General features: G+C 59.8%; 11 protein-coding genes and 1 tRNA gene. 10 read left to right on the top strand and 2 right to left on the bottom strand.

Annotation, left to right across the window (positions count from 1 at the left end; translation table 11 throughout):
* The first annotated feature begins 59 nt into the window (after nucleotides 1-59).
* The 5 genes from HMUK_RS10330 to HMUK_RS10310 are packed head-to-tail and all read left to right on the top strand — an operon-like array spanning nucleotide 60 to nucleotide 3,415.
* Complete coding sequence (locus HMUK_RS10330; protein WP_015763101.1) at nucleotides 60-749, top strand: DUF7287 family protein; 690 nt, start codon at nucleotides 60-62, stop codon at nucleotides 747-749.
* A gap of 2 nt (nucleotides 750-751) precedes the next feature.
* Entirely contained in the window at nucleotides 752-1,330 is a 579-nt protein-coding gene (locus tag HMUK_RS10325; RefSeq protein WP_015763100.1) for a DUF7288 family protein, read from the top strand.
* Nucleotides 1,324-2,235 carry a DUF7261 family protein gene (locus HMUK_RS10320; RefSeq protein WP_015763099.1) on the top strand — a complete coding sequence of 304 codons (912 nt, stop codon included), beginning with the start codon at nucleotides 1,324-1,326 and terminating at the stop codon, nucleotides 2,233-2,235. Before HMUK_RS10325 ends, HMUK_RS10320 begins: the two co-directional genes overlap by 7 nt.
* Nucleotides 2,235-2,681 carry a DUF7266 family protein gene (locus HMUK_RS10315; RefSeq protein ID WP_015763098.1) on the top strand — a complete coding sequence of 149 codons (447 nt, stop codon included), beginning with the start codon at nucleotides 2,235-2,237 and terminating at the stop codon, nucleotides 2,679-2,681. Before HMUK_RS10320 ends, HMUK_RS10315 begins: the two co-directional genes overlap by 1 nt.
* Before the next feature lie 2 nt (nucleotides 2,682-2,683).
* On the top strand, nucleotides 2,684-3,415 hold the full coding sequence (locus tag HMUK_RS10310; RefSeq protein WP_015763097.1) for a DUF7289 family protein: 732 nt from the start codon (nucleotides 2,684-2,686) through the stop codon (nucleotides 3,413-3,415).
* 332 nt (nucleotides 3,416-3,747) lie between these two features.
* On the opposite strand, the gene HMUK_RS10305 is transcribed toward HMUK_RS10310, so the two are convergent.
* On the bottom strand, nucleotides 3,748-7,590 hold the full coding sequence (locus HMUK_RS10305) for a DUF7289 family protein (RefSeq protein ID WP_449271739.1): 3,843 nt from the start codon (nucleotides 7,588-7,590) through the stop codon (nucleotides 3,748-3,750).
* 544 nt (nucleotides 7,591-8,134) lie between these two features.
* A tRNA-Ala gene (locus HMUK_RS10300) sits at nucleotides 8,135-8,206 on the bottom strand.
* A gap of 226 nt (nucleotides 8,207-8,432) precedes the next feature.
* Between HMUK_RS10300 and HMUK_RS10295 the strand changes: the two genes are divergently transcribed.
* The 5 genes from HMUK_RS10295 to HMUK_RS10275 all read left to right on the top strand — a co-directional run bounded on the left by HMUK_RS10295 (nucleotide 8,433) and on the right by HMUK_RS10275 (nucleotide 11,766).
* Nucleotides 8,433-8,927, top strand: a complete 495-nt coding sequence (locus HMUK_RS10295; RefSeq protein WP_126967095.1) for a DUF7287 family protein — start codon at nucleotides 8,433-8,435, stop codon at nucleotides 8,925-8,927.
* Nucleotides 8,928-8,989: 62 nt separating this feature from the next.
* On the top strand, nucleotides 8,990-9,598 hold the full coding sequence (locus tag HMUK_RS10290; RefSeq protein ID WP_015763094.1) for a DUF7288 family protein: 609 nt from the start codon (nucleotides 8,990-8,992) through the stop codon (nucleotides 9,596-9,598).
* Entirely contained in the window at nucleotides 9,586-10,581 is a 996-nt protein-coding gene (locus HMUK_RS10285) for a DUF7261 family protein (protein ID WP_015763093.1), read from the top strand. Before HMUK_RS10290 ends, HMUK_RS10285 begins: the two co-directional genes overlap by 13 nt.
* Entirely contained in the window at nucleotides 10,578-11,021 is a 444-nt protein-coding gene (locus HMUK_RS10280) for a DUF7266 family protein (RefSeq protein ID WP_015763092.1), read from the top strand. Before HMUK_RS10285 ends, HMUK_RS10280 begins: the two co-directional genes overlap by 4 nt.
* Entirely contained in the window at nucleotides 11,014-11,766 is a 753-nt protein-coding gene (locus HMUK_RS10275; protein ID WP_015763091.1) for a DUF7289 family protein, read from the top strand. Before HMUK_RS10280 ends, HMUK_RS10275 begins: the two co-directional genes overlap by 8 nt.
* Nucleotides 11,767-11,797: the final 31 nt, after the last annotated feature.

The raw sequence follows: 11,797 nt of genomic DNA, 5'->3' as shown, positions 1-11,797 counted from the left end.
CGCATCTTCTGGGTGCGTGACAACAGGCCCCGTCGTGGATAGAATATGTCGAGAGTACAATGCTGGCTCGGGACGCTGTGCAGAAGTTGCGGACAGTTGTTGAGAGAGTTCAGCAGCCAGCAGAACTGCGACGGGGGGCAGCTACGAAGCGAGCGGTACGACGGCGGATCAGCCATCCGCTCGCATTTGTGGGGGGAGTAAGATTGACAGTACGGAAAGACAAGCCGACGAACGACCGTGGACAGACACCGCAGGACTTTGCGGTTGGGGTTGCGGTTCTGTTGCTGACGATCATTGCGACCTTCGTTTTCATACAGAACAGCGTCGTAACGACGTACGACCGCCCGGTCAGCGGAGACGTACAAGAGTCCGCGGACCGAGTCGCCTCCTACGTCGTCGAGAACTACAGCGTCGAAGACAAAGACAATATCTTGCGGTACGATTCGTCTGACGGGATCGAGCAATCACTCAACCGGGATACCGACTCTCTGGACCGGTTGCGAGCCGGTGCTGGGCTAGACGTGGCCACAGACCGACGCATCAATCTATCGATCAACGTCACAGTCGTCGGCAGCGACGCTCTTGCGGATGGTTCTCGAAAACCAGCCACAGGAATATCCGGAGAACTGACTTGGGGTGAAGCTTATAAGAACCAGGACGGGGCAGCCAGTACAGCGAGGGTGGTTACCCTCGAAGACGAGAGCACAATCTGTTCGAGCAACTGTCTGCTAGTCGTGAGGGTCTGGTAACGATGGAACGGGGACAGGCGTACACGCTGGAAGGGACAATCGGTGCCATCATCGTCGTAATCGCTGTGTTGATCGGCCTCCAAGCAGTCGACACGGGACAGTTGAACAGTCAACAGGATCAAGTCTCGGAGCAACTCAGTACCCAGAGCGAAGACGTGCTGACCGTAGGTGCCGAAACAGGTGCGCTGTCGGAAGTCGTTCGGTGTTGGGGTGCAGACAAATCAGTTGTCGACGGGACGGTCGAGAGCGACAGGAACGCTCGCTTTGAGAAGATGCTGAATCACACCTTCGATAGGCAAAACCGAAACTACAACCTCTATCTGAGCTACTGGAACGACTCTGTCGACGATCGCACAGAGCGGGTGATCTCGACCAGTGAGAACCAGGCGCTCGCTTCGCCCGGCCGGACCACCGCGGTCGGGACCCAGCGGATCACTCTCTACGACGATCAGACGATCCAGTTCGGGAACGGCTGTGGGACAGCAGGATACGAGATTAGTGAGGGAGCGTTCAAGATCCCAGATGTCGACGAGGACTCCCCACTATACAACATCGTGGAGGTTCGACTGGTCGTATGGTAGCCGAACGTGGCCAGCTCTTGCTCGTCGGAGCAATCCTCTTTTCGGTCGTCATCGTCGGCGTCGTAATCCAACTGAATGACCTCCAGTACACCGACACCATAGGATCTAACGCTCAGACTGACGCCATCGACCAGGCAGCACAGGCGGAAGCCGAGACGCGGGCTGCCCTCTATGGGCTCGATATGAGAGTCCGAAACGGAACAGACCGATCGGAGTATCAGGAGGCGCTACGCGAGAACGTCTCGACGTACCAGAACTACTCAGAGAACATGACGGCGGCAGGCGGGGCAACGTACACGAACGTCACGCTCAACCTGGCGGCGTCGGTCAACGAAACAGTAATGACACAGTCGGATGACCCGTACCGGAAACAAACGAGTCCCAGGCGGCCCAGCTGGGACTTGGTCACCGATGCGGAAACCGTGTCACAGTTCTGGCTCAACGAGTCTTCCGTCAAAACTGGCGGAACGTCGTTCCAAGTCGTCGTCAGCAACCCTGCGGGAGACGAATGGAGACTCAAGCTCGAGGGAGTGCCAGTAGCTGGGCCAGGCCCAGACGATGTTGATGTCGTCGTCGAAACGCCGACATCGACGAATACAGCATGTAGGCGGTCGGATGCCGACGATATCGAACTGAACTTGATCGATGGCGAAGATGCCATGACACCCCCCAGTTGTACGTTCACGTCGTTCACTGATGCGCTAGACGGCCCGTACACTATCGAGTTCGAAAAGGGTAACAGAGCCGAGGGTGGATACGAGATTGCCGTCGTCGGTGGCTCAGTCAATACAGGTAACTTTGCAGGCACCCGTGAACGAATTCTGTATCCGGGCATCGATTACAAGTATCGTAGCCCGTCGACGGCGTACAACCGCACTTTCGCCGTTGGGGAGGCGGGATCTTGATGGACAACCGTGCAGTGACGCCGGCCGTCACACACGCTCTGACGATCGGTATTTCGGCAATCATGATCACGGGCTTACTCGTGGGTGCTGGTGGGCTACTAGACGACCAGCGATCATACGTCGTCGAAAACGGGCTCGAGAACGTTGGTAGCGCAGTCACGAGTGAACTCGTCAGTATGGACCAGTTCAACACCACTGGTGTCGATGCGGACCTGAGCTACACTACTACTCATCCGGCGCGGGTCGGAGGGCGGACCTACGACGTGGTTCTAGAACCAGACTCCCCGAAGTCGACTCTAGTACTCGAAGCGACCGGAGAGTCACAACGCACCGTCGTCTATCGGTTCGAGAACGAGAGCAGTGTCTGTGCGAGTGCTGTTGATGGCGGGAAAATCAACGTCGTTTTCGACGTTTCGGAACCGTGTCTCGAATTGAGGGATCCCTAATTATGACCGGAACCGACCGCGCCGTCTCGGATACGTTAGCATTTACTCTCGTGTTCACGATCATTATTACGTCGGTCGGCTTCACCGGAGTCTACGGTGTCGAAGCCGTCGAAGATATCAGTGATAGTGCACAGGCGAACACAGCAGAGCGATCGATGACCAGTTTTGCGAGGGGAGTCGGGGCAGTCCGAGACAACAGAGCCCCACAGCACGTCCAGCGGCTAGAGCTCAGCGGCGACCGACTCCAGACTGCCGACGCCGAGATACGAATCGAGATCGGCTACGAGGACGACAGCTACACCAACGAAACCGTGCCAGTCGAGAGCTTCGTCCGTCGAACCGACAGTGGGACACGATTTATATACACGGCTGGTGCCACGTTCCGCAGCCAACCGAACGGCGAAGTCGTGACGGGTACACCGGCACTGCGCTGTGGGAGTGACACGGCTCACGTCTCGTTGGTCAGGATCAACGGTCAGGTGAGCCAGAGTAGCGACGGTCCCGTAACAGTGCGAGCGAACGCACAGAACCGCGAGTCGATCACGCCGCTAAGTCCAGATAAAGGTGTAAAGAACGTGAGTGTAAACGTTCGAAACACACGACACACCGACGCCTGGGAGCGTCTGTTCGAGTCGGAACTTCCGAGATGGAACGGCGGGAACGGACGATACACCTGTGACGGGATTGACCGAGCTGTCGTCCACAATACGACCGTCGGAATAGCTGTAAACTGATACTGTCGGCTGTCACTATTGCAAGGGATTTCGGGTTCGGGATCTCGGAGTCGAGAAACGCTTCGTAACGGATTGCTGGCAGTATGAAGCAGTCGATGTCGCTCAACAGAGAGATGATATCGTGCTTTCGTTGTCCGAGACGCGTGCTGCTGTGACGAGACAGCGAGCTAGCGGTTCGGGTACCGATGACACTGGCGTACTGTAGTAGTGCATTCTGTCGATCAGTCGCTTCTGACGTGACAGTAGCTGTGAGCGGGGGCATCAGGCCACGACGCAGAGGAGCATCGAAAAGAGCATCAGAAACAAGGACAACAGCCAACCGCTTCGAGTGCTCAGCTGCCGACTTCGATCTGTCCAGAGTCGACGTTGATTGGCGAGTCAGAGTCAGACGATTGTTCGACCGTCCCATCTTCGTGAACGAATAGTTCACCCGTCCAGTAGTCCTCGCGAGCCCCGTCGTCTTCAACCTCGATCGAGTAACTGTAGTAGCCTTCAGAGATCCCCATCGAGGAAGTGTCGAACGTAGCATATCCGGGGTACAGTGGCTTTATTTCCCCGTCTCCGACACTTACGGTAGTCGTGTCGGAGTGAGTAGTGCCGTCGGACTGGTTCGTGATTGTTAATTTGACATCACGGTCGTCTCCCAGTCCGCCACGATTGTTCAGTTTCACGGTCATCCGTGGCACTGACTTTCGTTCGATGAGTTCACTCTCGTTGTAGGTACTCAGCCCAACCTCAGTCTGATTGATCTTAACGTGCGATTCGTTGACGTAAGCTCGCTGTGGGATCGCACGGTCGTCCTCAGTCGATACCGTATACCGGATGGTCCCATTGGTGTGTGTCGGAAGGTCAAGAGGGAGTGTGGTGTCGGCGTTGCCCGCCAGAGACACGCCAGATACTGTGTCGACGACCGTGTCGTTGCTACCAGTGACGTTGCGCAGTTCGACAGTTTGAGTGTCGCTTGTGGCGCCGACATTGGTGATCGTCGTCTCGATCCCGACCGTCTCACCCCGTTCAACAGCGGTTGCGTCGGGAGTGAACTGGGTGACTTGGAAGTGGGGCGATCGTGGCACACCGACGGTCAATTGTCCTGCCCGATTTTCCGTCGGCTCGTCTGCGACAGTTACGGTGTATCCGAAGGTCCCAGTCGATCCCGTGGGAACGTCGAAGGTTACGGTCGTCTTCTCACCGGGTTCGAGTTTTCCAGTCGATTCTGTCTCGACAGTCGTACCGCCGAATGCAAACTGGATGTCTGTCTCACCTTCCTGTCCACCGGTGTTGTTGATGGTCGCTGTAATCGTCTCGGAGTCGCCGCGTCGAACGCTCGCCGGTGCGCTAAGATCGGTAATCTCGTAGGATGCCGGCGGCGAGAGAGTGCGGTTCTTCGACAGGACTTTGAACAGTACGAGGGCGTCGTTGTAGTCGGGATCGCCTGACTGGCTTGCTTGTTCAATGGTCGCGTCTCGGTCAGAGAGTTCGTAAATCAGCACTCGTTCGCCGGGCGACAGGTCAAGGTGGCCGGTCTCGTTCAGGCGACCCTGCAACATCTGCTTGACGTTGCGCTGGTAGTTTGCCGCCTGAGGCTCAAACTCCTCGCCGCCGCGGATGCTCTCTCCGTCCTTCCTTATGACAACTCTGTCGTCTTCGCCATTCCCGTTTATCGAAAGCCGTGTCCTCCCACGGTTGGCGCACTCTTTGCCGACGGCGTCTTGCTCGGTGTTACCCAACGTGATGAGGTCGGGGAACCGTACATCCGTGTACTGGTAATAACTACAGCGGTACGATGTTGCAGTCACGATTGCCCGATCGTCTTTCTCTAGGGTGGCTGTCTCGTTGTACGGGTTCTGACCGTTCAGAAGTTCCTGTTCGGCTTCAGGGTGATTCACATCGCCATCACCCGGCAGTGACTGCCAGAGATCACTCTCCGTTTGGCCGTTGATCAGGAGTGACATTTCGACGGGATCGTTGATGATACCGTAACGCTGGTAGCCACCGTTTGTCCGGAAGCTGCCGAGACACGAGCGGTATCTGGGATTGCACCATTCTCTGTTGCTCCCTTCCAGTTCTGCTCCGAGGAGTCTGACGCTAACGTCTAGACGTTCGTTGGCGATGATCTGTCCGTCGTCGGTCTCGCCGATGGGCTCTTGGGCCAATACCTCCAGATTCTGAGCGACGGTATTGTTGTCGGTCTCGACGGTGATTTCGTTGGCCTCTCCGAGGACGAACGTCGGTGACGCGACGTCGACAGTAGTACTAACCGTCACTACGTCGCCGGGATCGACGTGTCGGTTAGGTGCCGTCAAGATATCGCGCTCGGTCGAGATCTTGACAGGCTGTGTGTCATCTACACGGCCAGTATTCTTGATGTCTGCTTCGATGGTGACTTGATCACCTTTCACGACGGGATCGTCGGAGAAGCGCAGGGACGTGACGATGAAATTCGGGTACCGTGCCGGTCCGACAGTGAAACCGCCGGTCTGGACCATATCTCCCGTGTCGATTTTGTACTCGTAAGTCCCTGGTGTGGTGATTGTTCCCGAGGCGTTGACCGTCGCCTCGTCGCTGCTGTCAGCGATCGTGCCGTTGATGCTGACAGTTTGATCTTCGTCCGTGACGACATTCCCGTTAGTGTCGTTCCGGATCGTGAGGTTGATATCACGCGTGCCGTTGAGTTGACCAGTATTGCCAATCGTGGCATTGAGCCAGAAGGTGTTGCCAGCGCCCGCATGTTTCGGTGCGTCCGTATCACTGATGGTGAACGTCGGTCCCGTCCCCACAAAGACAGTTCCTTGCTCGGAAGTGCCATCGGTCTGGACCGTCCAGTCGTGGCTTCCGTCTGTAGTCGTCGACAGGGGGTAACTCAGAGTCTTCGTCTGGCCGGGATGGAGGCGCAACATTGTCGTATTCTCTGTCGACCCGTCGAACCCGTAGGCGACTGCTCGCGTCCCGGTCATACTTCCGCGGTTCTCGACAGTCACGTCAACTGTCAGGTCGTCGCCGACCTGTCCCTGTGAGGGGGCTGAAACAGAAGTGATCTGGAACTCTGGCACGTGATTCCCAGACGTGAACTGAACTGCCCTGGATTCTGACTCGTCTTCCGTCTCGATCGTTGCGTCGTACGTCCCAGCGGTGACCGAACTCAAGTCGCTAGCAGGGACTTCGAACTTCATTCGCTTTGACTCACCACCGTTGAGCGAAACATCCCTCGAATCGGTCGAGACTTCGTTACCGCCCGGGTCTTCGAAGGTGAACGTCACCGTTTGCTCACTGCTCAGTCCACCCTCGTTCTGGACGGTGGCGTTGACGTACAGTGGGCCCGTATCACTGTATCGTTTCGTGGTCACGTTCCGAGCAGAGAATTCTGGCAGCGACACATCACCGAGTTCGAAGGTGATCGAAACGTTCTCGCGTGGACTCACTGAGTTGCTGGGTTGGACATCGACACGGCGGTCATTAAAACGGTCCTCTGCGTAGCGTGCCCACCCGCCAGCGAACTGACTGTCATTGATGAACACAGTGGCGTTCTGAAGTCGTGCCGGCGCACACGTCAGACTGTACGACGTTGCACTGCTGATGTTCGACGGTGTGAGATTCGTGTACAGTAGTACCGAGAGTTCGTCATTGAGCGCGCGTTCGTCCGTAGCGTTGACTTGTGCGGTAATTTCGTTGGAGTCAGTGATGTTTCCAGACACACGCTGGAACTGGACGTTGAGGCTTCCGTCCTTGTACGTGAGTGCCGGCGGCGACTCCATCACTGTACTACCCTCTCTGGACTCCCAAACGCCCCCTCCTTCGTAGCCGACTACCGTGCCATCCTCCTCGTACTGCATTGATCCCAGTGGTTGTACACCTGTGTCACAGGTCGGATTATCGTTCAGTCGTATCCTATATGTCGTATCGTTGTTCGCCTTTACTGACCCCTGAACACTCTCTGGAACCGCAACCGATCGTGATCCAGAGTTGCTCTCGTTTCGTGGTACCGACTGGAACATCGAGTCGACCTGTTTGAACATGTCCGATACGACTTCCGCGTTCTGCTCGTTTTGAGTGTCCTGAATTGTCGTTTGACCCGCTGTAAGGATCAGTAACGCCCCCGTTATGGAAATTGCTACTAGCAGGATAACACCCACAAGATTCGAGACACCGCGTTCGTCCAGTTCGTATTGACCCCACATATTTTCCCAGTGATCGCTAGCACAGCATTGTATCATAGAGAACAAAAACCCACCGGATAGATAGGATTAAATCTATCGGGAGGCATAGCTGTGCTCTCACAGAGTGATCACGGTACTTCCCAGATTGTCTCCGCAATATGCTCGCACTCTGGCTCGTGGACGTCTCGGCCGGATCGCTCATGGCCAGCACCTTCCATTGGGGAGAGCCGGGGAATCGATATACTCGTCGACAGACGAGCCGTACTAGCGACGGACTTCCCTTTCAGGAACCGCCAGACTGCGGGACCTCCGCTTGCTCTCCTTAGCATCTCCGTTTTCTGAGGATCATTCGAAAACGCCAATCGCTCCGCTAAAGACGTTATTTCAGCGAAAATGCGATTCAAGATGGCACCAGCATCGTTTAGTTACAGATGGGCTCGACGGGATTTGAGCCAGGGGAAGACGGTCACCTCGCTGCGCTCGGCGCTGCGACTTCCAGGGGTTCAAATCCGGGTGTCGACGACGATTCGCGCCGCTCGCGAATTTTGCTCGCGACGCAGAATAGTGGACTCGCCGGGATTTGAACCCGGGGCCTTCCCCGTGCCAGGGGGATGATCTACCACTGATCTACGAGCCCTCGCATCGTTTCGTACCGTGTGGGTTTTCTTAAACCCATCGAAGGGATCGGACCGTGGGTCACGGTGTCGTCCGCCGTCGTCGAGCACGTCGTGTCGACTGATGTACAGTTCGGCCACAATAGATAAGGCGGGCAACAGCCTCCCTCCATCAGAGTCAGCGCGGTTTCGGGTCACAGTATGCGGGGTCACACACGCGGACAGACGACGTTGGATTTCGCGTTCGGTATGAGTCTCTTCCTCGCCGTCGTGCTGTTCGTCTTCCTGTTCGTGCCCGGCGTGGTCGAGCCGTTCACCGCGGGGGCACAGGAGGAGACCGTCGCCGTCGACAGGGTGGCGGACGATCTCTCGCGGGCGACGCTGGGCAGCGCCGAGCGTCCGAAGGTCCTGAACGGCACGTGTACGGCGGTGTTTTTCGACAATCGCTCTGCGAGTGGCTGTCACTTCGCGGGCGAGACGACGAACGAGCGGCTGGGGCTGGACAGCCGCCAGCGGGTCAACGTCACGGTGACGCGAAACGGGACGACGGCCCGGGAGGGGGCGAGTCCGCTGTGCTGGGACGCGGACACCGCGTCGCTGCGGGACCGGAGCGACTGCGAGAGTGGCGACGTGTCTCTCCGGGCGGGCGAACCGACGACGGCCGACGTGGACGAGTCGGTGACCGCGCGTCGAGTGGTGTCGCTGAATCGCGAGGTCGTCACGCTGGAGGTCGTACTATGGTGATACTGCCGGCTGTACGTCTGTACAGAATATTGCGGTCCCGTGGTCGCGAATATCGTGAAACAGTGACACCCGGCAGTACGAGTCCTGACCGCGGGCAGGCCCACACGCTCGAAGCGGTGATCGCGGGGCTGCTGCTGTTGAGCAGCGTCGTCTTCGCGATGCAGATGACGGCAGTGACGCCGCTGTCGGCCAGCACCTCGAGCCAGCACATCGAGAACCAGCAGCGTTCGGTCGCGCAGGGCGTGCTCGCGACGGCGGCCGACCGGGGCGCGCTCTCGACGAGCGTCCGCTACTGGAACGACACCGACGGTCGGTTCCACGGCGCGCCCGACATCGGGTTCTACACGAACGAGCCGCCGGACACGACCTTCGGGCAGATCCTGGAACGGACGCTCGACGAGCGCAGTATCTCCTACAACGTCTACCTCCGGTACCGCAGGCCGAGCGGCGGAATCGCCACCCGGCGGATGATCTACCGGGGTCGGCCGAGCGACAACGCGGTGTCGGCCTCACGGACCGTGACACTCGAGCCGGACGATCCGCTGATGCGACCGGACGAGACCGCGAACGAGTCGGTGACGGTCGGTTCGGCGAGTCGCTATCCCGTCCAGCAGGTCGGCACCTCGGTGTACAACGTGGTCCGCGTGGAGGTGGTCGCGTGGCGGATCTGAGCCGCCTGCGTCGCCGCTGTCGCTCGCTGGGCGACGACCGCGCACAGGTCATTCTGGTGGCGGCCTTCGTGATGGCAGTCACGTTCGTCATGCTGGCGCTGGTCGTCAACTCGGCGATCTTCACGGAGAACCTCGCCAGCCGCGGCGAAACGGCTGGCAGCGACGACGCGTTGCTGGTGCGCCAGTCGATCGAGCAGTCGACCGGCCACGCGATCGAGTACGCGAACACGCACAACGCCAGCGACACGACGACGCTGGCGACGAGCCTCGACGAGAGCGTCGGGACGCTCTCGGCGCTGTCGGGAGCGCATCACGCCTCGGGCGGGAAGGTGGTCAGCGTCGCGGGGCCGACCGACATCGAGAACGGGACCAGAGTCAGGGACGACGCCCCCGGCGGCTCCTCGTTCGAAAACGCGAGCGAAGGCAACGCGACGAGTGTCGACTGGCGCGTCGCCCAGGGCGTCGCGGAGACGCGTGCCTACAGGATGAACGTGAGCGGCGTCAACCGGACGGGCAACTTCGGCGGCCCGGCCGACCAGTTCCGTGTGCGGATCGAGGACGGCGCGGGCGCGACCTGGATCATGAACGTCACCCACGACACCGCCGACGGGACCTACAAGATCGGCGTCGAGGACGGTGCCGGACGGCAGGGTGTCTGTGCGGTCGACGACGGGGTCGACTACTTCCACGTCGATCTGACGGCGGGGCTCGTCGACGGAGCACCGTGTCCGGCGCTGTCGTTCGGCGAGGGCGTGTCGGAACCCTACGAGATCGCCTACGAGGAGGGCGACGAGGTGACCGGCAACTACTCGCTGGTCGTCGGCGACGACGCCACCAGCAACGGGAACCTGCCGTCGTCGTCGACCGGAGACGATCCGTACGCGACGCCCGCCATCTACGCCGCGAACGTCACGTACCGCTACGACGGGGCGAAGCTGCGCTACGAGACGACGATCCGGGTCGCGCCGGGTGAGCCGCCGTGAACGATCGCGCCGTCTCCTCGACGTTCAGCTACGTTCTCAGCCTCGCGATCGCGACCATGCTGGTGACGGGGCTGCTCGTCGCGTCCGGCAGCTTCGTCGAGGACCGCCAGCGCCAGGTCGTCAGATCCGAACTCCAGGTGATCGGCCAGCAGGTGTCGGCGGACGTCGCACGCGCGGACAGGCTCGTCAGAGCCAGTGACGATCCGGCCGGTGCGACGGTGCGGATCGAACAGCAGTTCCCCGCCCGAATCACGGGCACGACCTACCGACTCGAACTCGTGGCGACGCCGTCACCGACGATCCGCCTGCGGTCGAGCAGTCCCGAGGTCCGTGTCACGGTGGGCGTTCAGAACAGGACGGCACTCAGCAACTCGTCGGCCGACGGCGGAACGGTCGTCGTCGGCTACGACGGCAGCGCCCTGGGGGTGAGCAATGACTGATCGCGCGGTCAGTGAGGTGCTCGGGTTCGCCCTCGTGTTCGGAATGGTCGTCGCCTCGGTCGCGATCATCTCGGTCAGCGGACTGGGGACGCTCCAGGACGTGCGGGACGCCGAGCAGACGAACAACGCACAGCAGGCCTTCGACGTGCTGGCGGACAACATGGCCGACATCCATCAGCGGGGGGCCCCGAGCCGAGCGACCGAGGTCAGCCTCGGCAGCGCACAGTTGTACACGGGCGAGAACGTGACGATCAACGTGACCGCAATCGACCGCGACACCGCCGACGGGAACGAGAGCGTCGAGCGATCGGTCAGGCCGATCGTCTACGAGAGCGACGGAGCGCAACGGCTCGTCTACGAGGGTGGCGCGGTGTTTCAGGTCTCCCGTGATGGCGGATTTCACACCGTCGAACCGCCGCTGGTGGCCCGAGACGGCCGTGTGCTCGTCCCGATCGTCCAGACGCGGACCGAGCGCGTCCGGAGCGTCGGCGGGTCGACCGTCCTGGTACGCGCGAACCAGCAGTCCTCGGCCGTCGCCGTCTCCGGTGGACAGTTCGAGAACGTCAGCGTGACCGTCACGTCGCCGCGGTGGGAGCTCTGGCAGCGAGCCTTCGAGCAGACAGCTCTCTCGGAGTGTGCGCCCGATCCGGACGCGGCCAGCGTGACGTGCTACCTGGAGCCGGGGGCGTCGCCGGATCGACTGTACGTTCCCGTCCACGAGATCGATCTGACGATCGAGCTGTGACGGCCGAGGAGTCCCACTGTCGGCTGTGTGC

Origin of the sequence: Halomicrobium mukohataei DSM 12286 (assembly GCF_000023965.1) — an archaeon.
Classification (GTDB): Archaea; Halobacteriota; Halobacteria; order Halobacteriales; family Haloarculaceae; genus Halomicrobium; species Halomicrobium mukohataei.
The sequence above is the reverse complement of the archived record's forward strand: the minus strand, read 5'-3'. Positions and strand labels throughout refer to the sequence as shown.

Excerpts from the sequence above, each read along its gene's own strand:
- HMUK_RS10275 (WP_015763091.1), top strand. The coding sequence starts at position 11,014 with ATGACTGATCGCGCGGTCAGTGAGGTGCTCGGGTTCGCCCTCGTGTTC.
- HMUK_RS10305 (WP_449271739.1), bottom strand. The coding sequence starts at position 7,590 with ATGTGGGGTCAATACGAACTGGACGAACGCGGTGTCTCGAATCTTGTG.
- HMUK_RS10325 (WP_015763100.1), top strand. The coding sequence starts at position 752 with ATGGAACGGGGACAGGCGTACACGCTGGAAGGGACAATCGGTGCCATC.
- HMUK_RS10320 (WP_015763099.1), top strand. The coding sequence starts at position 1,324 with ATGGTAGCCGAACGTGGCCAGCTCTTGCTCGTCGGAGCAATCCTCTTT.
- HMUK_RS10330 (WP_015763101.1), top strand. The coding sequence starts at position 60 with ATGCTGGCTCGGGACGCTGTGCAGAAGTTGCGGACAGTTGTTGAGAGA.
- HMUK_RS10310 (WP_015763097.1), top strand. The coding sequence starts at position 2,684 with ATGACCGGAACCGACCGCGCCGTCTCGGATACGTTAGCATTTACTCTC.
- HMUK_RS10315 (WP_015763098.1), top strand. The coding sequence starts at position 2,235 with ATGGACAACCGTGCAGTGACGCCGGCCGTCACACACGCTCTGACGATC.
- HMUK_RS10295 (WP_126967095.1), top strand. The coding sequence starts at position 8,433 with ATGAGTCTCTTCCTCGCCGTCGTGCTGTTCGTCTTCCTGTTCGTGCCC.